The following is a 21938-nucleotide window of genomic DNA, read 5'->3' as shown; positions in this document are numbered from 1 at the left end:
AAATCCAGTTCCGGCCCCATGGATCGACCAAGTGTCTGACCAGTGTCGAAGCCCTCAAACATCGGTGCAGGCCAGCAAGTTTCGCTCTCAGGCCGATGCGACGCGAACCGACACGAAATGTCAGGCAGGGACACGTGTCTGCCCCATGATTTGCCCCACTTCCGCTGCTGCTCTGCCCCACGTAGAGTTTGGCGTTGATCAGCGACTGGTTGTCTGAACCGGGGCAACACCAAGGACGGTAGGGAGGGCAGGACGTGGGTTGGGCCGAGAAGCTTCCGAGTGGGCGGTATCGCGGTATCTACCGAGACGCGTTCGGCACGAGACGAAGTGCCGGCGTCTTCACCAACAAGGATGTTGCGAGGCGCAAGGCCACGGCGAAGGAAGACGAGCAGCGGGAGAATCCCGCGCGCCCGGTTCCGGCAATGACCTGGGGTGAGTGGCTGCCCAAATGGAAGGCCCTGCGAACCGTCGAGGAGGGCACCCAGAAGATCGACGATCAACGCATCGCCAAACACCTGACACCGAAGTGGGGTGGCGAGCTTCTGAAAGAGATCGAGCAACACGATGTGCAGGAATGGGTGGCGGAGCTTCGTGCAGTCATGGCGCCGACGAGCGTCGCGAAGTGCTACCACCTGCTGAGCGGATCAATGAATGCCGCACGCAAGGCGAAGCTCATTACCGATAACCCGTGCCACGACATCGACCTGCCGAAGGCGGGCCCGTCTCCCGAGCGTTTCGTGGAGGCCGAGGAGTACGCGGCGTTGCGCGAACCCTTCGAAGAGTCGGACCGATTGATCATCGACGTGTTGATCGGCACCGGAATGAGAATGGGCGAGGCTCAGGGCCTGCACAAAGAGCACATCGATCTGAAGCGGAAGACGATCTCAATCGAATGGGCTTGGGACAAGGCCGCGCGCCGAATGAAGCCCCCGAAGGACCACGAGAAGCGGGTGGTCCCGATCGGCGACACTCTGACGAAGATCCTGGCGGCCGTGATGAAGCGAGATGGGCTCGGTGAACCGGCGCCAGTCCCGTACGCTGCTGGCCGCTCGGTCCGTAGTGGCCTCCTGCTTGCGCACGTTGATGGCCGACCGTTCGATGCTGACAACTTCGGCAAGCGGTTCCAAGCCGCGTCACGAGTTGCCTGGGTTGGCGAGGGGGACGAGAAGAGGCGACTGGGAAAGGTCCGGCCTCACGATCTACGACACACGTATGCGGGCCGCCTGGTGCGCGCCGGGGTGCCCATCCAGCAGGTTCAAAAGCTGCTCGGGCACGCCTCGCTGCGGACGACGCAGCGCTACGCGAGCCTGGCTGATAGTCAGTGGGAGAGCGTACGCGGCGTGTTGGGTTAGCGGCTGCGCCTATATGGGGACAGCGCGAGAGTGCTTGCTCACTACACTCGCGATATGGGGTGCTTGGCAACATGGGCGGAAGAGCTGGCGCGTACTCAACTTGCGTCATCCCTACCGCGCCGATGGGCGCACGTTCAAGGCGTGGTCCGGCAGGCCCGGCTGGCCGCCGATGTGGTCGACAACGCAGACGAGCTGGTTGCCGCGGCTTGGCTTCATGACATCGGATATGCACCCGAGTTGGTCCGGACGGGCTTCCATCCTGTCGACGGTGCCGATTTCTTGCGCGATGAAGGGGTGTCCGACCGTCTCTGCGCACTCGTCGCGAATCACTCGTGTGCGTGTGTCGAGGCGCGACGCCGGGGTATAGAGCTGAACTGGACCGACGAGCACACGCCGCTGCGAGATGCGTTGTGGTGGGCCGACATGACGACAACGCCGGACGGCGCGGTCACGACCGTGCGGGAGCGGATCCGCGAGGTGCGTTCAAGGTACGGGGACGAGCACGTTGTGGCCTTGTCGCTGCAAGAAGCGGCGCCAGCACTGCTCGAGGCGGTGTCGAGAACCGAGGAACGCTTGTCGAGCTGTGCGTCTAGGTGAAATACGGCTCAGTTGGATTGCGCATGCCTTCCTCGATCCGGAGCCTGATCGACGGATGTATGTCGAGATCTGAAAGGTCCTGGGGTGCAACCCATTCGACTTCCTTGGATTCCGAGCTCGGGCGCAAGGCGCCGCCAATTGGCTTGGCGTAGAAGCAGATCGAGAACTCTTGGCGCACTTCGCCATCGTCGTATTTGATGACATGTTGCGGGTCGGAGAAGACACCGATCATCCTGGTGACCTCGACGTTGACGCCAGTCTCTTCGTGCACCTCGCGGACAACTGCGTCCGCGACGGTTTCGCCGAACTCCTGGCCGCCTCCTGGGATCGAATACTTGTCGTTGTCAGTCCGTCGAATCATGAGGATCCGGCCTTGGTCGTCACGAACGAGTGCGCTGACCGCCACTTTTAGGCTGTTGGCCTGCGGTGCGTTCGGATCGTTGTAGTAATCGGTCCGAGTCATTCGTAACTCCCTGAGAAATCGGCAAGTGTGGCATTGACCCAAACGTGTTCGAAGCTGGTCATGTACGTCTCGAAGAGGTCGCCACTCGGCAGTTGACGAAGATGAAGCGCTGGCGCATGCGCGCCAGGGGAGCCATAGACGTGCATGTTGACGATCATCTCTTCATCAAATCGGAAGATCGAGTTGTAGAGCGTTGTCTGGTGGAACCGAACTTCGACACCTTCGATCGAGGCCAGAGGCTCTATGAGTGCGAGGGCATTTCGAATTCGCAGCGGTACGGTGCCTGTGGCGAGTCTTTCCTCTTCGCTGCGTTTGGTGGCCTCCGGCGCGGCCGGATCACCGAAGAGCATGCGAACGGAGACACCGTCTCTGGTCTTTTGCTTGATTGTCTTTGCGAGGGCGGGATCCTCGGCGAGGAATAGTCCCGCCAGAACCAGGATGTCTACGCGTTCGTTGACGTCCGCGAGCAGTCGGGCCCAGAGCTCCGAAGGAATCAAATTGCGGTGCGGATAGACCTTCAGGACTTCTGACTCGGCGACCTGGGCGCGGCGCTCCGGCGCAACGGCATTGGGCCACAGGTAGTTCTCGGTTTCGCGGACCAATGAGGCGATGGTGTGCCGGTGCCGCGGGTAGGGAACGCGGCCCTTGGTTATCCATCGCTCGACTGTCTTTTGGTCGACGCCTGTCTTCTCGGCGACGTGATCAATATCAAGTCCGTGGCGCAGTAGCGCGTCGCGAAGTCGCTCATTGGCCATGCCAACCCCCAAGGGACGAGTAGGGACGTCTTAACGTTACGTTGGACGTCCCTACTTGTCCAGCTATGTGGTCTTGAAATCCGACAAATTCCCGGAAAGTGCGTCATTACAAGGCATTTCGCGCCTTGACGACTTAGGGAAGGACTTCAGATGACAAAACGTCACACAGTCGGTGCACTGCCTGAAAAGTTGATCACTCTGCGTGAGGCAGCCAGCCAGCTCGGGCTCAGCGTCCGGACTTTGGAGCGTTCCATCTCGGCAGGCGAATTGCAGGCATACAAGGTCGGCGCGCGCTCGGTACGAGTGGATCCGAACGACCTGGCTCAGCTGGTCCGGCCGATTCAGATCGCGGGCTAGGTGGCGTGATGGACAGCTGGGATATCCGCAGTCGTCTTGAGCGGCTTGTGTTCACGCAGCTGCGTGATGAGTATGGCGATGTTGCGATCACGCGGGAGCCGTTGATCTCGCAGTTCACGGGTCACAACTTTGGTGACCAGGACGTGCCGGTCGATTACTTGCAGGCGGTCGAGGCCGCCGAGCAACTGTCCAACATCGCTTGCGGGTTGGTGATCGACTACGCCGATAAGGCTCGTGGGCAGGGCCGTTCATGGGCGGAAATCGCTACCACTTTGAAGATCGACCCTGCCGGGGTCGACGACGCCGCCATCGAAGCGTTCGAGCGCGTCGCGCCTCCGAACCGGCACAGCTGGCGTTCGGACAACTACACGAGTTGGACGTGCACTTCGTGTGGGCAGCGGGTGACTGATCGGGGTCCGTGGGAGGGGCATCCGGCCGACAACGAGTCCGGTCATGCGGAGGACTGTGAGCGGCATCAGCGTGAGATCCGCGCCTACCTGGGTGATGACTACGACGTCGATGACTACCAGCCGGGCATCGATTTCGAGGACAACGATACGACTGATTATGGCCGGGGGTGGCGGCCATGAGGCTCGCAACCGAGATTCTTGCAATCCCGCTGATTCTGGCGATTCTGCTGTTCGTCTGGTCGCCGAGCACCGCGCTGGCGGTGGTGTTCCTGATGGTGCTGTTGGCCGCTTGGCGGCGTCGGCCGCGCCGGTCGGGGGTGCGGCGATGAGCATGAGCGAGCGGTTCCACGCTCCGGTTGAGTTGCTGGACGAGATGGACGGAGTCGAGCGGTGATCGGGCCGGTCATGAGGACCGATGCGCAGGTCGCTCGCGCGGGTGGGCAGTTGTTTGCGTTGCTGCCGCCGCTGGTTCGGCTGGCGTTGCTGATGTTCGGTCTGTTGATCGCGCTGGCGGCGTGCGGGCGAGCGTGGATCGATTTCCAGGACTACGTGCCGTCGCCGAATGTGTGCCGCCATGACCAGGTAGCGCATGCCTCGGAGCTGGGTTGTGTTCCGCCGCAGGATATTCCGACTCCTACAGGGTGGCGGCGATGACCGAGCAACCAACCGAGGGCGGTATCCCGGTTTACCAGTGGCGTTGTGCACCTTCGCATTTGCGAACTCGTCGCCAGTTGGCGGCGGATGGTTTGCGCCCGAATGGGCAGGACATCGCGGGCAAGGTGCAGCGTCCGCGCCGGGCTGGGGAGCCGTTGACGGCCTACCTGTATGACATCAATCTCGCTGCGGCGAAGCGGGAGGCGTCACCGGCGCAGCTGGCCGCGTTGGCGAAGGCCACGCGTGAGCACCAGTTGCGGGCGGCGGAGCGTCGCGGCATCGACCGTGCCGAGTTCGAGCAGGTCGGGGACCTGGGTCCGGGCTGGGGCACATCCACCAGCGCTCTTGCGAATTACCAGCCCGGCAGCGCCTTGGCTGTCTCGCTCGGGCGTGGCGCCGAACGAGAGGGGATGGACCGATGAGCATTCGTTTTTCGCCGCGCGACATGGCTGGACTGACGATCTTGGCCGAGATGTACGGCGCGCCAATGGATGTCGTGGCCGAGATGTTGGGCGTGAGCATCAACCGGGCGTACCGGATCACGGCGAAGTGGGCAGCGGCGCGCATGATCAGCGACAGGCGTATGCGGCCGGTACCGGGACCGTCGTGGGTCTTCCCGACGAAGGCCGCGGCTGAGGCCCTGCTCGGCCGGTCGGTGCGCCACTGGGTGCCCACACCGAAGATGGTCGCCCACACCAAGGCGGTGTTTCAGCTGCGGTTGGCACTGACCGGAATGGATCTGGACCGCTGGATTTCTGAACGGCAGCTGCGTTCCGAGGTCGGTCTGTTGAAGGCCGGGCAGCCCCGTCCGCATATCCACGACGGCCGCTACATCACCGCTGCTGGTGACTTGTGGGCGGTCGAGGTCGAGCTGACCGCGAAAAGCATTAGTACAGCTCGTAATTCAGTGGCGCAGGCACTGCACGTCGCCGATAGCGCCAACTGTGCGGGCTTGACCTTCTACTGCCGTGGTGAGGCGACCAAGAACGTGATCCGGACCGCTGCGGCAGGTCTGGGTCGGCCGGACGGGCCGAAGTTGACCCTCACCGATCTGGACGAGCTGCTGGCCAAAAAGCACACCGAGTCCTCACCTGCTCCGCGCCCCGGGCTCCGGGTGATCGCGGGCGGTGCCGCTGATCACGAAGACACCCAGGTCTCAGACCACAACGATGGAAAGGCGGTCTGATCATGACCTGCACTCCGATGATTACCTCGGCCGATTGCGCGCCGTACGCGCCGACTCCAGCGGCCACCCCGCCTCCGACGCCGACCGAGGCGCCGCGCATCGATGTCCATCCGACGATGCCGCCGGTCGGGCTCAAGCACGACCCGCTGGGCTGGCTGCCTGATTTCTCGTCGTGGTCGTGGGACAGCGTCGGCGATGGCGCCCTGTTGGGTGCAGCGGTGCTGGTGACGGTCCTGATCGGCACGTTGGTGATTCTGGCACCGGCGACCCTGCTGGGGTGGAAGCCTCAGCGGCTGCGGAACTGGCTGTTCGGCAGCGTGTTGGCGATGCCGGGCGCGGCGGCGTTGTGGGCGTGGGATGTGTTCGCCCCAGCCCGTGATTTCGCCCAGGCCGCAACCGAGTTCATGACCGGGCATTACGTCGGTGGGCTGTTGGGTATGGCGTCGCTGCTGATCCCGGCAGCGTGGCTGACAGCGACCATCACCTACACCCGCAAGCGTGTGCAGCTGGCCACGGTGGGTTTAGCGTCCCCGGCCCGCACCGAGCGGGCACTGTTTCTGCAGGCCCAGCGTGAGCAGCGGGCCGCTACCCGCCTGTCGCGGCGCCGGTTGCCGTTCACGACCGGCGGACTGAACCCGGAGCTGGTGATCGGGCGCTTGGCGGTCGAGTGCGATCAAGCCCCGCCGCGTTCGATGCTGCGGTCATTGACCGGTCGCACCGAGACCCGGCTGATTCTGCCGTGGATCAACGTCGCCGAGCATTTCAGCACCGTCGCATCCAGCGGTTCGGGTAAGACGACGCTGCTTAAGCGGGTGCTGGTGTCGTGGTTCGTGACCACGTGGACGCGGCATCGGCAGTGGTGGCGGCTGGATCGTCCCGGCCGGCCACTGGCGATCGTGGTCGACTGCAACGGCGGCCCCGAGTCCCGCAAGGTCGCGGCCAGTCTTCGGAAGTGGTTCCGCGCGTTGGGTGTTCCCGCCGATCGCATCGGTGTCTTCCCCGACGACGTGTCACTCGGGTTGTGGAACGCCAGTGTCGATGACCTGCGTTCGATCCTGTCGGCGATGATCTCCGGTGGTTCGACCCCGACCACCGACACCGAGAAATATTTCCACGAGATCCGCGAGACCCTGATCCATCTGGTCGTGAACGCCCCAGCCCGTGTCGAGCTGATCGATGGCGTGCCGACGCCGATCGGTGAGAACCCGCCGCGGTCCTGGATCGAGTTCCTGTCGCGGCTGGATCCGGCGCGGTTGGCGAAGTTGTGGGGCGGTGAACTCGGGGCAACGCCATGGACCGGGGTCATGGGCGTGGAGATGGAGATCGCCTCCACGCTGGATGGCAAGCAGCCGGTCATGAACTCCGCCCGCGCCGAATTCGCGAACCTGTACCGGTCGTTGGGTGATGCGTTCGACGGCGAAAAGCAGCTCACCGATTTCGACCTCATCTACATCGTGCTGGAAGGGGTGAAGACCCCGGATCGTGCTCGTGCTCAGTTCGGTGCGCTCGGCACGATGTTCGAGCAGCTGGCCGACAAGCAGCACGGCCGTACCGCGCTGATGGCGGTGGACGAATTCTCGGCTGTTTCCGATGGCAAGACCCGAGCGGTGAAGTGGGTTGAGCGGCTGCGTAAGGCGGGCATCGGGTCGTGGTGGATCGCGCAGTCTTGGCAGGGCTTGGGCCACGACGACGACAACCGCGATGCCCTGGTCTCCGCCGCGTCGGGTGGTTCGCTGCTGATGCGGTCTCCGGATCCGGAGACGCTGGCCAAGAAGTACGGAACCCGCCCGAAGTTCGAGCTGTCGCGCAAGTTGATCAGCGGTAACCGCGACGGCGATGAGGGCAACGTCCAGTCCTCGGATCAGTTCCTGATTCCGCCGAACCGGTTGCGCGCCATGCAGAAGGGCGACGTGGTGCAGGTCTCGGGTGGCCGCGCCCGCTGGGGCTTCATCACGCCGTTGAACGACGACGAGCGCAAGCATATGCGCCCGCTGCCGGGCCTGGACCGCTTCACCGACCCCACAACCGGCGACGCCGACGCTTTGGCGCCGGTGATCGACCTGCCCAAGCGCCGCCCGGCGTAATCCCGTTTACTGCAAGGAGATTCACATCATGGCTATGCCCAACCCCCCGGTTGATCCGGAAGACCACGGCGAGGAACTCGGTGGCGGTCGCGGCGCCGAGAAGGCCCGCGAACAGCAGATCCTCGAAGCGCTCACCGCCGACATGGAAGGCACCACCGCCGAGAAACTCGCCCAGCAGCTGGTGCCGGTCGTCCCGGACGGCGGATCGGTCGGACGCACAGTCGCACCCCATATCGACCGGCTCACGAAAACCCGTGACTGGGCACGGATTTGGGGACCAGCTGTCGCGGCCACAGGGGCGGGGACAACCGCGGTCGCGGTGCTGCCGCTGCCCGGGCCGCTTGCCTTGTATGTGCTCGCTCTGGCGGCGTTCGCGTGGTGGCACTGCGCTGGACGGCCGGGTGCGGTCGAGAGCGTTCGGATGCTCGCCTACGCGGTCGCCGACGCTGGCGCCTGGATCAAGCGTCACATCGAGCAGCTGGCGCGCCGCCGCGCCGTGATGGAGTCGCGCCGCACGACTTCCGCGACACCCGCCACCTCCGAGAAGGAGAACTGACGTGGTGCTGATGTCGGTATCGCTGACTGAGGGCCAGGTCCGCGCACGTACCAAGACCGTCACTCGCCGGATGGGCTGGCTCGGACTTGAGCCCGGTACCCGACTGACGTTGTGCCGCAAGGTCATGGGACGCCGCAGGGGTGAGCCGCTGGTGCGCATTGTCGATGTCGTGGTCGAGGACGTGCGGCGCGAGCGCCTGGCTCTCATCACCGCCGAGGATGTGCGCGCCGAGGGTTTCCCGGACTGGACCCCGAACGAGTTCGTCGCGTTCTTCTGTCGCAGTCACCGCGGCTGCACACCCGAGACGACCGTCACTCGAATCCAGTGGCGCTACCTCGCCGACGACACAGCCACCTTGGCCGGAGTCGATCCCTCGATCCAGCGGGCCGGAATGGACCTGCTGACCCATGTTCGCGCCAACGTCGCCGCGGGCTACAACCCCACCACCCAGAAGGAGCAGTGATCATGTCCGATCGCAGTCCCGAAGACGAAATGATCGCGCAGGCACGGCAATTCAGTGCTTCGATGCGGGCGGCGATGCGCCACTACGCCCAAGCATCGAATTGGCTGGAGCGGCGCCGCGCACGCCGTGAGATCAGCCTGATCACCCGCCAGGAGGCCCGCGAGCAGCACGCCGCCCGCCAGCGGCATCTGGTGTATTCCGACCAGGCCATCGACAAGTACCGGGTCCACGCGCTGGCAGTGAACCAGCGCGCGAACGACCCGAACGTCGACCACACCCGCAGGTTCCACGATCAGCAGATCCTGGCCCGGCATCGGGCCGATATGCGGGATCTGGTGCTGCGCAACCCGCACCTGAGCGAGGTCGAGAAAGGTATCGCTCTCGACGGCCTGGACGCGGCAACCGCGTTCCCGGAGTTCGAGACGGGCAAGTTGTTCAACCGCGCCCACAAGGTGAAAGGCATTGAGGCACTGCGCTATCGGGCGCAAGTCGCCCGCGCCAGCCGCAACGCCGAAGCCGAGCGGGCCCAGCTGCGGGAACGGGCCGAGCGGCTGAGCACGATCACCGAGCAGACTCGCCCGGTGCAGGCCGCCCCGGTCCAGCAGTTCCAGGTCAAAGCGAGTGTGAGTCGTTGGTCTCCAGGTATGCCGACCTTGGAGCAGGACCGGTTGTTCGTCGGGGAGCAGGAAGCGATCGATTGGCTGCAGCGCGATATCAGCGAGTCGCGGTGGGCTCCGGAAGCTCGCGTCGGTGTCGAAGTTGTTGACCTCGCTGATGTTCGGGAACCGATCTACTCCGATGAGGGCCGCCCGCTGACCGTCGCTGGAACTCTCAAGGCACGCAGCGCCGAGTTACGCGAGCAGGCCCGCGAGCGTCAGCAGGATCGGACCGATCACACTGCGTTCGGAGATCCAGACCGCAACGGGCAACCGGCTCGTAGCACCGGCCGCAATCGGGAGGACCTTGCCGCGGAACGGGATTCGTTGAAGGCGCGGCTGAATCTGTCGATCGAGCACAACAGCGAGCTGGCCGACAACAACGCCCGGCTGACACGGCAGCTGACCGCGGTTACCGCTGAACGTGACCAGTTGCGCAGTGAGTACGCCACTGGCACCGCTGATGATGCCCGTCTGGAGGCGGAACGCTCCCAGTTGCGTGAAACCAACGGCAGGCTCACCGCGAAGTTGGATCAGGCTCTTGCCGAGCGGGATCAGCTGCGTGCTGAGCGGGACGCGGCGGTGCGCAAGGTCGCTGAGCGTACCCCGGCCGAGCAGCGCTACGGCAGCCCGCAGCGACAAGCCGCCCAGGTTCGTCGCGAGGCGACCGAGCGGCTTGTCGATGGTCTCAAGGGTGGCCGGGAGCGGATCAACCAGGAGCTTGCCGACAAGGAGGCCAAGGAGAAACGGGCCGCTGAGCTTCGTGAGCAGATCCGGCGAGGCATGGAAGCACACGCCGAATATCGCGCCCGCCAGGGCGAGGCGCGAGATGAGGTGTTTCGCGCCGCCGGAGCCAGCCAGGAAGAGCTGGAGACGATCCGGGCAATCCAGGATGCGCCTGCCGTCCACGCCCAGGCCACGGCCACCGAGTCCGCGCCGCGTTCCCCGCTCGCGGACTACCAGCCCGGCCACGCGTTGGCCGACGCCGTGGCCCGCAACGGACACGACCGGGAAGCAGGGATGGAGCGATGAACCACACCGACGATCTCGATGACCCGTTCATCAACCAGTACGCCGACAAGGTCACCAACCCGGAGGAGGTGTTGATGCGCGCGGATTTCGCTCGCGCGCAAGAGATCCGCGACAACATGCCGCACGTTCAGACCGAGCAGGAACTCGATCAGCTCATCGAACAGGCCGACCAGATCACAGTGCCCTGGTCGTCGCGGCACGACGACCTCGGCGCCGCTTGGCGGTACCTGCGTGATGCCCATGACGACTGGCAGCGCTCACCGGAGGCGATGCGCCGCTTCCACGAGCAGGTCGCCATCGATGAAGCCGCGGGCGCACATGTGCTGTCCGGCATCCAGTGGCGCAGCCAGCAGCAGGCCCGCGAGATGACCGGCCACGGTTTCTGGTACCCGGCCACCGAGTCCGCGCCGCGTTCCGTCCTGGCGGACTACCAGCCCGGCCACGCTCTCGCCGATGCCGTGGCCCGCAACGGTTCCCAGCGCGACGGCGCCGAGCGCTGAGTACCGAAACAGCCATGCCGGGCGTCGGAAGCGCCCGGCATGGATTGGCCCGACACCAACCTCAACCCATCAGAGATCAAGAAGGAAGCCGAACCAATGACCGACACTACCGCCGCCGCACACCAGTACCTGGTGACCGGTCTCGAGCAGGTGATGCGCAGCGATTTCATGCACGCCGAGCTGTACAGCTCGCGGGACGCGGAAGACTACGACCCGGCCGACGAGCTGGACTACCGCGAGTACGCCGCGCCGTGGCTGGACCGCAACGACGAGTGGGCCGACCACTGGATGTACCTGTCGGACGCGACGCAGCGGTGGCGCGATGACCGCGCCTACGCCGAGCGCATGCTTGCCATGCATCAGCGCGCCCTGTCACCGATCGAGGTACGCAGCGAGGAGCAGGCCCGCTGGATCGCCGAACACGGTATCGAGCGCGACCAGTCCGGTCTGCTGACCTCCCACTATGTGACCCGCGTGGACAACCGGGCCGTATCGGCTTCGGATGACCGGTTCATTCCGATGACCGATCCGCAGTACTACAGCACCGCCGAATCCGATGACGAACGCCAGTTGCGCGCGGATTACGTCCGCCACGTCGATGAACTGAACAACGCGGCGCTCACCATCGACCCCGACGACCCGGCTGGTGACGGTCCCGTGGCCGAGGGACACTCGGACGCCGCCGACGGTATCGCCGCTCGGTGGGAAACCCACGAGTCGCGGTATTGGCGGGATGTGTGGAACCACTTGGATGGCGCGGTCACAGCGTGGGAGCGCGAACCAGAAGCCATGCGCAACGTCGCTCACGTGCTCGCGGACCATCAAGCACACGGTCGTGAGGTGATCGAGCCGATCCATTACCGCAACTATCAGCAGGCCGCCGAGCTGACCGGCAACGGCACCTGGACTGCCGAGACGGGACGGCAGAGCGAGCCCGCGCGGGATATGCCGTGGGCGAATGCCGCCGAAATCCGAACCAGCGCACCGGTTCCGGTGTCGTCGGCCTTCGCCGCGGCTCGTACCCGTGAGCTGACCAGCACCGCGTCGCCGTTGGCGCAATACCGGCCGGGCAATGCTCTGGCCGCGAGCCTGGCTAACTCCGAGCGCGACGGAGCCGAGCGGTGAGCGCCCCGACCGTCGAGGCGACGATGCCCGCCCAGGCCGGAGAAGACTTCGCTCAGGTAACCACGCGACCGGCGCCTGCGCCGTCGCCGGTGCGGCCGGTCTGCACGACACCACCGGCATCAACCGCGGTAACCGCGCGGCCGACGCCGGAGGGTCTTTCCCGGGCCAAGTTGGCGCAGCGGTTGATCGCGGCGCATGAGCGGGCCGCGGAGTTGGAGGAGCGGCTCGCCGCCGTGACGGCGGCACTCGACGCCGCCGAGCATCAGGCCGCGCAGCTAGAAGACCGTAACCGGGAGTTGGCCAGCGACCTGGACAACGCCCTGGATGAGCTTGCCGGGCACGCCCTGCACGCCGAGCAGGAACGGCTGATCCGCACTCCGGCGTGGAGCCCGTGGGCCGCGTCCACCGACCGAGAGGGATATGACCGATGAACTCGACAGCCACTGTCCACCCTGTCCAGCAGCCGTCCACCGGGCGGTTCGATCTCGCTGAGCTGACCGCGTTGGCGATGACAATCGTGATCGGCTTGGGGGCGTTCGCGTGGTCGTTCGCCGCCCTTACCGAGCTGAGCGTGATGGCCGGAATCACGCGGCGTCTAGCGTGGGCGGGTCCGATTTTCGTGGACGGCGCTATTGTCCAGTCCGCCGTTGCCCTAGTTTCGTTGCAGCGACGCAGCCGCCAGGGGATCACGATCCCGACCGCGACGCGGGTGTTCTTCTGGGGTGAGTTGTTCGCCGCCGAACTCATTTCGGTGGTCGGAAATGGTCTGCACGCTGCGGAATCCGGGCAACGCATCCTGCCCGCGACCATCGCGGCGTGCGTCGCTGGTGCGGCACCGCTGTTCGGCCTGGCCGCCACGCACGGCCTGACCGCGCTGATCGAAGTCCCCCGTACCCCGGAGCCGAACCCGGAGGCCGAGTGGACACCGGTTTACGCGGACGCGACACGGCTGGACACCGACCGGACAGGACTGGACAGCGACCGTCCACCACTGGACAACCCACAGCCGGAGCTGGACAGCGGGCAGACAGTCACCGCCGAGGCGGTGGACAGTGACTCACTCGCCGACCGCGACGTGGAGATCCTCCGCCGTGTGGCGGCGGGGGAGTCGACGCGCCGGATCGGTGCCGCGGTCGGGTTGTCGAAGTCGCGGGTCGCGCAGATCATCGCCGCCGCCGACCCGGATGACACTGGTGGGGAGGTGCTGAGCCTGATTCGCTGACCGATAACCCCGGTGGTGCGGGAGGGTGTGCGGCGGTCCCTCCCGCGTCAAGGGCGCAAGCGTCGCCCGGCCGGGCGATGGCCCTGGTGGCCACCCTGGACCTGCGAGCCTCCACCGCCACACGGGCAGAGCCCTTCGAGGGCAGGCAGTGAGCCTGCCCCCTTGAACCCCTTTCACCACCTCAACCATGGAGAACCTCATGACCAACGCAATGACCGACCTGGACCAAATCAACGCCGAGCTGATGAGCCAAGGCGCCCGCAACCCGTTCGGCCGTGACGTCGAACCGAACACAACGGTGTCCGGTGAGATCGTGGCCGTGGTTCGGCGACACCGCCACAACAGCCAGGGGCAGCCGCTGTATTGGGTCAACCGCAAGCCGATGGTCGCCCAATCCGGGGACCCGGTTATCGATTCCGCATTGATCCTGGAGACCGGCGAGCGTGCCGACTCCGACGACGAGGGTCTGCGCTCGATCACGCTGGATCGCGATATGCAGCGCGCTATCGCCGCGGGCGTGCGTCGTGCGCGCGCCGGTGGATTCGCGATCGGCGGTCGCCTCGAGCAGCTGGTCTACGTCGGCCCGGTCGAGGGAGGCGGCTACGGCCGCGTCTACGAACTGGTCGCCTACATCCCGCCTGCCGCATAACCCGACCAGCCACCGGAGCCCCGGCCGAGATTTCGGCCGGGGCTTCGTCGTGTTCACAGCTGATCGGTCATCCACCCCGAACCTTCCCCTGGCCCTTCCTCCGAAGGCAAAACGAGTCCGGAGCGGCGGTTGCTCAAGGGTGGCCGCGAGGCCATCGCCGCCAGGCGACGCGACGGCAGGAGCGCCCTTGAACAACCGCCGAGCCGGACTCACACTATCTGGCCGAGGAAGGGCGTTCCCGCCGTGGTTTCAGCAGGCACGAAAATGTCGATCTTGCTGGCAACCGAACGTGCGAAAAACGCGCAACTTTCACGCGAATCAGGCATACAAGAGGGTGCGCGTTTTTCGCGCCTCTCGACCACCACCCCAACCCGCCCGTGAGCTGGGTAAAGGGCGGGATTTCTGCTCACTCCCCCACCCCCTCCCAGTCCGACATCTCATCACCCACTTCGTGGTCAACGAGATGTCGGACTGGGAGGGGGTGGGGGAGCAATCAGAAATCAAAAGATCAAAAGAGGGGAGGGTTGGGGTGGTGGTTGAGAGAAAAAAGTGGTTGCGTGGGTACGTATCGGTGCGTTAGCTGGCTGGTTCCGTTGGCATACGTATCGACACCTGGCGGTGTCGCTTCCAGCTGGTCGACTCGTCTGTATCGGTGGCGGTCTACAGATCCGCGACTACTGCCCGATGCAAGTCATCGGACGGCGGCTCAAGATGCGGTGGTTGGTGCGCGGGCGTCGTGGCGCCCGCGTGCACGAGCGATGCTCGTGGAAGAACTTCCGCGACCTTCGGTCGCGTGGCCCTGGTGGTGGGTCGGCCTGCATTGTGTTTCCGCGCCCCTCCAGCGTCAAGGGCGCCTGGCGGCGTCGGCTGCGCCGATGGCCTGCGGCCACCCTTGACCCCGGAGCCTCTACGCGAAAAAGGCAGGCCTTATCGGGCAGGCGGTGCCTGCCCGCCTCCCTGTGCAACCCGCCCCACACCGGGGCCAAAAGCAGACGGGCCGCTCGGACTGGACCGTTGGCCATCACAGCGGCAGCAATCATCTGGCGATAGATTTCGATCGGCAACTTGCCAGCATCAAGTTGGCGACTACTTGGCAGCGGCTCGTGTCGGCCGCGCCAAGTGTCGGTGAAAGGGCCGCCGATTCGCGGCGAAAGACCCGCGTCTCGAACCGGCTGAAAGTGCTGGTAGACATCCATATCAGACCGTATCGGACGGCTTCGGCTCACGACGATACATGGTCAGCATGGTTCGGTCGATTCAGGTGGCTCGGCCCGGGGGGAACTTGCGTGAGGAGGGTTTTCACGAAGTGCTCAAGTGGTTCCCCGCATTGACCGTTGTATATCATTTCCAGTGCGGGCTCGATCCACCTGTTTTTCGCGGCACTAATCTCCATCCAACTTTCCAGCTCACCGACTGGAACGACGTTTATTCCGAATTCAGCGAGGTGATCGAGAAGCGTCTGCAGTACGGCGCGAACGGGGCCCTCAAGAGCGTCAATTCCCGTTTTCTTAATGGGTGACCATTTTCCATAGGAAAGGATTTCATCCACACGTGAACGTATTTGATTCTTGCTTAGGTCGCCTGCTTCTCTTGCGAGTTTGAGGAGCTCGGCAGATCGGCGAGAGACTATCTCCTCGTCCTCTGTGGCATCTCCTATGCTGGTCGCGACCGCAGACCTGAGACCCTGTATTTCATTCTGTACGGTATCGGGGACAGCATAGTCCTGCATGAGCTTCTTCAGATCTACAGCATCTCGGATTATGTCGATATCGACCACGGTCCTAGGTTTCATTCCCGCGTCTCGTAGGACGCGAGCGATTCGCCCGCATGTTTGCTTGTTCTGGGCATTTACGAAGAAGGTGTCTGTATTCTCGAATACCTTGGCGGCAACGGCCTGATAGATCGTTCGATCGCTATCGGACTCGCATATAACTGTGTGGTTGTGAAAGATGGATTCGATTACTCGTTGACTCGACAGCAGGGGGTCCTTTGCCAGCTTATTCACGGTATCCTGCCCCATTGGCACGAACCTTGTGGGGCCAGTTCCCTCCCGGTGTAGCCTCATTATCTTGACCATTGCGTTTCCGGATATCAGCCCTTGCAGGAAATGAGCGTTGTGCGTAGATATGATGGTCTGCTGCTCGGGTTGGTTGATGGCGTTTCGAGCTACCCAGCGACCCAGCCTTCTGGCTTGCTCCGGGTGCAGGAATGCTTCTGGTTCATCGAGGAGGATGAGCCGATCGTCTGCCAATAGCAATCCGAGAACAACGCCAACAAAACTACGCATTCCGTCGCCCTGTTGCTCCAGCTCTGGAAACTGTTTGTAATATTTCCCTGCCTCGTTTATCGAAGTTGGGCTATCGCCGAAATCTTCAGCGATCCTCAGGCGCAGTTTGGCAAGTCCGTGGTGGTCAAGCTCAATTCTCATTCCAAATGTCTCGTAGAATGCGGATTTGAGCGCATCCAGGATGTCATGACGTGGGAGCAGCCACTGTAAAAGTAGGCTCGGATTAGCCGAATCGTCTTGCAGGTCGATCGAAACGCATGAGTTCGCAAGGTCGAGTCGTGTGCCTGCTGTCAGGTGTGCGACATGAAAGCGGCCGAAATTTTGACTATAACCAATAGCATTGGGGACCGCTGTGACTTTCCCAAGTTCGGCTTTACTGGCCCAGTTTCTTAGCGAGCCATCGTCGCAGCCAAATTCAAATCGTGAATTTAGATCGACGCCAAGGCCGCCGTACATCACGCCATTGCGGCTATATTTCATGCGATCCGTTATCATCGACTGATAGAGAGAATCTGGCGAATAGATTGCTCTTAGCTCCGCAATTGAATGGAGGGTAGTGCCTGAAAATTCTGCCGTAATTATTTTCCGAATATCGCGCAAAGTTGTTGATTTGCCGCTGTTGTTCGGTCCCACTAATACGGTAAGGCCGTCCAGATACAGCTCAAATCCGCCAGTTGTGACTGCCTGATAATATTTCACGGCACTCCTCGTTATTCGATCGCCAGACTGTTGCGGCGCTCAACCATCGCCGCGATCCCCTACTTGGCCACTACTTCGCGATTCGATGTCGAAGTGCTACATGGCTCAATCGCCTCGTGGCAAACATCGAGGTGACTGGCAAGATGTACTGGTTATAAGGGCGCAACTGCCCCTGCCGTCGGTGCGTATGGCAGACGATCAGACGATGGCGTCGGTGGTGCAGACATACTCACGGGATAGGACATGACCATGGCGAACGTTGGCGATCGCATGTTACTGGTGGCTAGTGGAGGGTCGGTGTTCGAGGTTCGTGAGATCGGACGGTCACCACGCGATCGTCGAGTCCGCCGAGGCTGATGGGCCAGCCGCTACCCGTTCCCGTGCGAGTGGCCAACCTCGTACCCTCGGAGGCCTAAATACGCGGCCCCGCTCCCGAAATACGGTTGAGAAAATAAGCGTGACCAGGACCTTCGAACAGCACTAAACTTTCGGTTTTGCGCTTGAGAACGTGGTGGATCTTTCGCCGTCGGCACAGCGTTCAAGCGGATTGACCTTGCAAGTTACCGGTCGGAGTGGCTGAAGTTCGACTTTCCTATCGCGACGCCGAGTGCGACGCCGGCGCTGATAGTGAGGGCGACGAAACCAGAGTTCAGCCATTTCGTTTGTTCGCGGGAGTTGGACAGCTCCTGGGGACTACTGGCTGTCTGCTGTGCCGCGCGGATCGCAGCCCACGTGATCGGTGCTGGTCCGGCAGCTACGGCTTTTCGGTATTCCTCGTCTGCGATGCGTTTGAATGCCTGGGTCCGGCGGTTGTAGCTCGCCATCGTCTCCCCCCATAGTGACCCGGTCTGACTCCAGTAGTCTCGGCCGATATCGCTACGGAATAGATCGCCAAACAGATCCTCGCGCAGTGACCGTTCGCTGACCACGCCAGACTCGTATGCCATCAGCCCGTACCGCATCCACGCAGCGGCGTAATAGAACTGACGAGCCTCGATACCGGGTGGTTCGACTAGCCTCCCGATGCACGGCCCGTAGATCGTCGGGTCCTCCAGTGCAATACGGTTCAGGTCAAGTTGGTAGCGACGAACTGTCTCGTATCGGGATGCCTTGAACTGTCGGGTCTGTATGAAGAGGGAGGTCGCAACCCCGCAGAGAGCGAGTGCCGACACGATTGTCGATGTCGCCCCGTAGGCTTGGCTGATTTCGCGCAGTCGGCCCCAGTCGACGCTGTTTGCCGTCGGCAGCAGCAGAAGCAGAAAGGGCGACAAGAGCACCGCGACCACGCCGGTGACGACTGCCACGCCGAAGGCGACATGTCGAGTGATCCTGTGACCGAGCCAAGCGGCACTCCAGTGAAGCGACACTGGCCAACGAAAACTGATGCTCATCTGTAGATCCCCCCACCACCGGCCGCGGTTGCTCGCGGATTCCGAATCTAGAGGCTATCGCAGGAGTTTCGTGCATGCTGGCGAAAGATCCGGCGATATTGACGAGACGACAGCTGGTCGACCGGGTCGGGACGTTGGTCAGTTCGTACAGGGATCATCACCGACGACACCGCGCAGGACTAGAAGCTCAGGGCGTCGGCTGTGCTGGTGCGCGGTGTGCGCGCATCCGGCAGGCGGTAGAGCAGAAGCGGCCCGGGCGGCCGGTACCGCGGCGGGCGAGGACCTTCTCGCAACCTGGTGCCTGGCATCGGGTTTCGTAACATGCACCCGCGCCGGGCGCATCGCTGTTACGAAACTCCTGCAGGGGCAAGGTATCTGCGTCTGGAACTCGGAGAGGGTGGTTGGACCACAGGACTTCGGTGCGGGCCCGGTGTGCGCCGCCCTGGGTGGTGAACGACGCCAGCTCGTAGCGGTGCCAGTGCGGATACAGCTCGCGGTCGTACAGTTCGCTGGTGTACCCGGACAGCACCACCGTGGCCTGGCAGGCGTGCAGGGCGGCCGCCAGCTCGCGATGGGAGGCATCACTGGTCATCTCGTGACGGTAGTTGCGATCCCGGGTCGTGCCCAGGTACGGCGGATCCACGTACAGCAGCACGGTGCGGTGACGGCCGTAGGCGCCGATTAGATCGAGTGCCGGTCGGGATTCCAGCGAGACCGCGGCAAGTCGTTCCGCGGCGGGCAGCATCCGCTCCAGGTAGGCGGTCAGGTAGCCGGGCATGGACACCCCGGATCCGTTCGGGTCGACGTGGTGGCGCCAGCCGGTGCGTCGCAGGGTTCCGGTGCGGGACTGGGTGATCCGTACCCACACCCGGCGGGCCCGCTCCAGATCGTCCAGGCCGGACAGGTCGGCGTGCGAGGCCTCGTGCTCGGCCCGCGAATGCGGCGTCAGCGCGCACACCCGCGCCAGATCCGCCGGCCGGTCGCGCAGTACCCGCCAGAAGGTCATCAGGTCGCCGTCGATGTCGTTGACCGTCTCCATCCGCGCCGCAGGCTTGGCCAGCAGCACCGCCAGTGATCCCGCAAACGGTTCGACGTAGTGCCCGTGGTCGGCGGAGCATGCCTGCAATCCGGGTCGCGATCGTGGTCTTGCCTCCGTAGTAGGCCATCGGCGGTTTCATCCGGTGATCCTCGTTTTCCCAGTTCAAAGGTGGACGTCCACCCTCATTCTATCGTTTCGTGCGGGTGGACGTCCACCGTGAGATACTCGAAAAATGCCTAGTCAGCACCGATTTCCGGTTGTGACGGTCCGAGTCGACCCCGAGCTTCACGAACGCGCGAAAACTGTCGTCGCTCAGGCTGATTCGAACCTGAACGCCCACGTGGTCGGGTTCCTACGCTGGCTAGTCCATGACACCGACGATTTGCCGCAACGGCCGGGCGGTGGCACCGAACTCGCGAGATAGGGCACCTAGTGGTGACACTTTGGTGTGAGCGGTGGCGTGTACACCGCATATCGGCAGATGTTGCAGATGTGCACTCGGTGGTGACCACTCGCTTCCAAGCAGGGCACCGCCCCGACGGTCGCTCGGCCTAGTCCGAAGCAATGCCCGCGCGGGCAGGCGACCGGCGCGGGTTCAACCCAGCCCTCGCGGGTCCGGTATAGCCGCTCCGGATCGGCGACGATTCGGCCTTCTGCTTGGTAGACGGGCCGCCAGTTATCGAACATACTTTCGATACTTGCAGAAACTGGTCGGTTGCAATAGATAGGCTGCGGGCATGGTGAACATCGGTGACCGAGTCCTGCTCGCGGCAGGTGGCGTATCGAAATTCGAGGTCCTCGAGCTGGACGGCGACCGTGCCGTCGTGGAATCCGTCGATAAAACCGCGCCCGGCTGCTACCCGTTCAGCACCGAGGCCGCCCTGCTCGTTCCCGTCGAGCCGGACTGACCTGACGCGCGGTATGGGGTGATTGCTGTTGGGACGTCGCCAAGGAAGATGGAGGCACCCAGCCAGCGTCCTATGGTTTTCCGGACAGCTATCTCAGTCGTTCTCCGAGAAGGTAAATCGCCCCTTTGCGCTGATCAAGCGCTGCCGGGCCGCTTCTGCGGTTAATCCTCCAAGCGCAACCGCTTTGCCGAGGCGAAATAAGTCTCGAGTGTCGATGGCCAAGCCGTCCGCTTCGGCGAGCACATCAAGGTCTTCCTGATGTCCATGAAGCAGTGGACGTCGAGTGTTTGGATCGCGCTCTCGGAACTGGTTTACGACATACCACTGAGCTGATGGGAGCTTGCCGCTGCTCTCTTGTGCATACAAGGTGACCCATCGACTGAGCTTCTGAAGATCGGCTGGCTTCCCGCCTGATGTGTAGCCTTTAACCTCACACACCGCAATCCAGTCATCGAGGACCACACGAAGATCCTCTCGCTTCTGCCGTCGACCTTCCTGCCTGTCCATGTTGCGGACTGTGAAGCCGAGCTGACATAGGGCGGATTCCACAGCATCGACGAGTTCGTCATCGCCGGCAGTCAGCAGGATGCGTTCGTCAGCATCGGCCGCGTCCTGCTCGACCTTCAGTTGCGCTTGGGCGGCAGCGATTTTGCGATCCTGTTCAGCGATGATCCGCTGCGCTTCCTCCTGCTGACGGTCCAGCTCGGCCCGGGCGGCAAGCTCGGCAGGAGTCATCCACATTGGATCGCACGTCCACGCTGGCTCCGCAGGAAAGGTTGCCGAGTCTTCCTTCGACCATTCCTTGAATGCCGCCAACAACCAGGGCGTTATGTCCTCAATCGCCTCCGGAAGGTACAAGCATTCGAGAGCACCCCGCGGGGGTCGGTACCGCATGGCGAAGACATTGCCGTCGAGATCATGGATAAGCGGTGTGTATGACGCCGACTCCTCCGACTCGTCCCACTTGACCCCGCGGCTGAATCCAGGACGCTCGCGCAACGGCCTGAGGAGCGGCACGAGCACCCTTTTGGCGAGCTCGCGCCAGTCGCCATCCAGTTCGTCTGGTACTACAAGTTCTTCGCCAGCGCAGGAGTGTCCATAGAACAGTTGAGGAAAGGGCAAGGAGATACTGGTCACGGGGATGTACCCCGTTGGATGCCCTCCGAGCTGAATCACCCGCAGGTGTTCAGTGGAGGCGGATCCCCGCAGGTGTTCAGCGGAGGCGAATCCGAAAACTTCCGGTGTCCCGATACTGACTAGAAGATCTCGGCTTTCCCAGCGCATCAAGCGGTGGCCATCGTGGTAGTCCACCGTCCCGCAGTACTTCTCAAGCGCTTGACCAGCAGGGCTGTCGGGTTCGATCCCTTGAGCGACGGTCCGTGGCTTTGTGTTGTCGTCGTACACAACCACGTCGAAATCTACCCCCTGGTCATCGTCGCAAGACGGCGCACATCAGCCTGCCTGCCCCACGTTTGCCCCACGCAGCCCGCCGCGCGAAGGGCCTTGCCCCACAAAATCATTGATCTACCTCGGTACTTGCAAGTGGGCGCAGA

Annotated in this window: 24 protein-coding genes; 18 read left to right on the top strand and 6 right to left on the bottom strand. The window is 63.4% G+C overall.

Annotated elements, in window-relative coordinates:
* Positions 1–254 precede the first annotated feature (254 nt).
* Together ON44_RS35975 and ON44_RS35970 are read left to right on the top strand one after the other, a co-directional pair.
* Positions 255–1352, top strand: coding sequence for a tyrosine-type recombinase/integrase (locus ON44_RS35975; protein WP_040698898.1), 1098 nt, complete (start codon positions 255–257; stop codon positions 1350–1352).
* Between the two features lie 54 nt (positions 1353–1406).
* Positions 1407–1949 (top strand): HD domain-containing protein, encoded by a 543-nt coding sequence (locus tag ON44_RS35970; RefSeq protein WP_040698897.1) that lies wholly within the window; start codon positions 1407–1409, stop codon positions 1947–1949.
* Here ON44_RS35970 and ON44_RS35965 read toward each other — a convergent pair.
* The gene (locus ON44_RS35965) at positions 1942–2412 is read right to left on the bottom strand and encodes an NUDIX hydrolase (RefSeq protein WP_040698896.1); all 471 of its coding nucleotides are present in this window, start codon (positions 2410–2412) and stop codon (positions 1942–1944) included. The genes ON44_RS35970 and ON44_RS35965 overlap by 8 nt on opposite strands.
* Positions 2409–3167, bottom strand: a complete 759-nt coding sequence (locus ON44_RS35960; protein WP_040698895.1) for a helix-turn-helix domain-containing protein — start codon at positions 3165–3167, stop codon at positions 2409–2411. The genes ON44_RS35965 and ON44_RS35960 overlap by 4 nt, the downstream gene beginning before the upstream one ends.
* Before the next feature lie 150 nt (positions 3168–3317).
* On the opposite strand from ON44_RS35960, the gene ON44_RS35955 reads away from it, so the two are divergent.
* From ON44_RS35955 to ON44_RS35890, 15 genes are all read left to right on the top strand, one after another.
* Entirely contained in the window at positions 3318–3524 is a 207-nt protein-coding gene (locus tag ON44_RS35955) for a helix-turn-helix transcriptional regulator (RefSeq protein WP_051182807.1), read from the top strand.
* An 8-nt stretch (positions 3525–3532) separates the two neighbouring features.
* A complete protein-coding gene (locus ON44_RS35950) occupies positions 3533–4114 on the top strand; it encodes a hypothetical protein (RefSeq protein ID WP_040698894.1) in 582 nt (193 codons plus the stop codon).
* Positions 4111–4263 (top strand): hypothetical protein, encoded by a 153-nt coding sequence (locus tag ON44_RS50860; protein ID WP_157187465.1) that lies wholly within the window; start codon positions 4111–4113, stop codon positions 4261–4263. The genes ON44_RS35950 and ON44_RS50860 overlap by 4 nt, the downstream gene beginning before the upstream one ends.
* A 76-nt stretch (positions 4264–4339) precedes the next feature.
* Positions 4340–4588 carry a hypothetical protein gene (locus ON44_RS35945; RefSeq protein WP_169338138.1) on the top strand — a complete coding sequence of 83 codons (249 nt, stop codon included), beginning with the start codon at positions 4340–4342 and terminating at the stop codon, positions 4586–4588.
* The gene (locus tag ON44_RS47315) at positions 4585–5010 is read left to right on the top strand and encodes an RRQRL motif-containing zinc-binding protein (RefSeq protein WP_157187464.1); all 426 of its coding nucleotides are present in this window, start codon (positions 4585–4587) and stop codon (positions 5008–5010) included. Before ON44_RS35945 ends, ON44_RS47315 begins: the two co-directional genes overlap by 4 nt.
* Positions 5007–5774, top strand: coding sequence for a hypothetical protein (locus ON44_RS35935; protein WP_040698892.1), 768 nt, complete (start codon positions 5007–5009; stop codon positions 5772–5774). The genes ON44_RS47315 and ON44_RS35935 overlap by 4 nt, the downstream gene beginning before the upstream one ends.
* Before the next feature lie 2 nt (positions 5775–5776).
* A complete protein-coding gene (locus ON44_RS35930) occupies positions 5777–7858 on the top strand; it encodes a type IV secretory system conjugative DNA transfer family protein (protein WP_040698891.1) in 2082 nt (693 codons plus the stop codon).
* Positions 7859–7886: 28 nt separating this feature from the next.
* Positions 7887–8414, top strand: coding sequence for a hypothetical protein (locus ON44_RS35925; protein ID WP_157187463.1), 528 nt, complete (start codon positions 7887–7889; stop codon positions 8412–8414).
* Positions 8415–8424: 10 nt separating this feature from the next.
* Positions 8425–8877 (top strand): hypothetical protein, encoded by a 453-nt coding sequence (locus ON44_RS51745; protein ID WP_245567478.1) that lies wholly within the window; start codon positions 8425–8427, stop codon positions 8875–8877.
* 2 nt (positions 8878–8879) lie between these two features.
* Positions 8880–10565, top strand: a complete 1686-nt coding sequence (locus tag ON44_RS35915) for a hypothetical protein (protein ID WP_157187462.1) — start codon at positions 8880–8882, stop codon at positions 10563–10565.
* Positions 10562–11065 carry a hypothetical protein gene (locus ON44_RS35910; RefSeq protein ID WP_040698888.1) on the top strand — a complete coding sequence of 168 codons (504 nt, stop codon included), beginning with the start codon at positions 10562–10564 and terminating at the stop codon, positions 11063–11065. The genes ON44_RS35915 and ON44_RS35910 overlap by 4 nt, the downstream gene beginning before the upstream one ends.
* 96 nt (positions 11066–11161) lie before the next feature.
* Entirely contained in the window at positions 11162–12190 is a 1029-nt protein-coding gene (locus ON44_RS35905) for a hypothetical protein (protein ID WP_157187461.1), read from the top strand.
* Complete coding sequence (locus ON44_RS35900; protein WP_040698886.1) at positions 12187–12621, top strand: hypothetical protein; 435 nt, start codon at positions 12187–12189, stop codon at positions 12619–12621. Before ON44_RS35905 ends, ON44_RS35900 begins: the two co-directional genes overlap by 4 nt.
* On the top strand, positions 12618–13412 hold the full coding sequence (locus ON44_RS47310) for a DUF2637 domain-containing protein (RefSeq protein WP_051182805.1): 795 nt from the start codon (positions 12618–12620) through the stop codon (positions 13410–13412). Before ON44_RS35900 ends, ON44_RS47310 begins: the two co-directional genes overlap by 4 nt.
* A 199-nt stretch (positions 13413–13611) precedes the next feature.
* Entirely contained in the window at positions 13612–14061 is a 450-nt protein-coding gene (locus ON44_RS35890) for a hypothetical protein (RefSeq protein WP_157187460.1), read from the top strand.
* 1222 nt (positions 14062–15283) lie between these two features.
* On the opposite strand, the gene ON44_RS35885 is transcribed toward ON44_RS35890, so the two are convergent.
* The 3 genes from ON44_RS35885 to ON44_RS35875 form a co-directional block, all read right to left on the bottom strand.
* On the bottom strand, positions 15284–17047 hold the full coding sequence (locus ON44_RS35885; protein ID WP_157187459.1) for an ATP-dependent nuclease: 1764 nt from the start codon (positions 17045–17047) through the stop codon (positions 15284–15286).
* Between the two features lie 560 nt (positions 17048–17607).
* Entirely contained in the window at positions 17608–18438 is an 831-nt protein-coding gene (locus tag ON44_RS35880) for a DUF6082 family protein (protein ID WP_157187458.1), read from the bottom strand.
* Positions 18439–18625: 187 nt separating this feature from the next.
* Positions 18626–19564 (bottom strand): DNA adenine methylase, encoded by a 939-nt coding sequence (locus ON44_RS35875; protein WP_245567476.1) that lies wholly within the window; start codon positions 19562–19564, stop codon positions 18626–18628.
* 650 nt (positions 19565–20214) lie between these two features.
* Here ON44_RS35875 and ON44_RS51465 point away from each other — a divergent pair.
* Positions 20215–20385 carry a hypothetical protein gene (locus ON44_RS51465; protein WP_169338137.1) on the top strand — a complete coding sequence of 57 codons (171 nt, stop codon included), beginning with the start codon at positions 20215–20217 and terminating at the stop codon, positions 20383–20385.
* A 93-nt stretch (positions 20386–20478) separates the two neighbouring features.
* Here the strand turns inward: ON44_RS51465 and ON44_RS35870 are convergent, their stop codons facing one another.
* On the bottom strand, positions 20479–21789 hold the full coding sequence (locus tag ON44_RS35870) for a hypothetical protein (RefSeq protein WP_157187457.1): 1311 nt from the start codon (positions 21787–21789) through the stop codon (positions 20479–20481).
* Positions 21790–21938: the final 149 nt, after the last annotated feature.

This window comes from Nocardia vinacea NBRC 16497 (assembly GCF_000308835.1).
Classification (GTDB): domain Bacteria; phylum Actinomycetota; class Actinomycetes; order Mycobacteriales; family Mycobacteriaceae; genus Nocardia; species Nocardia vinacea.
The sequence above is the reverse complement of the archived record's forward strand: the minus strand, read 5'-3'. Positions and strand labels throughout refer to the sequence as shown.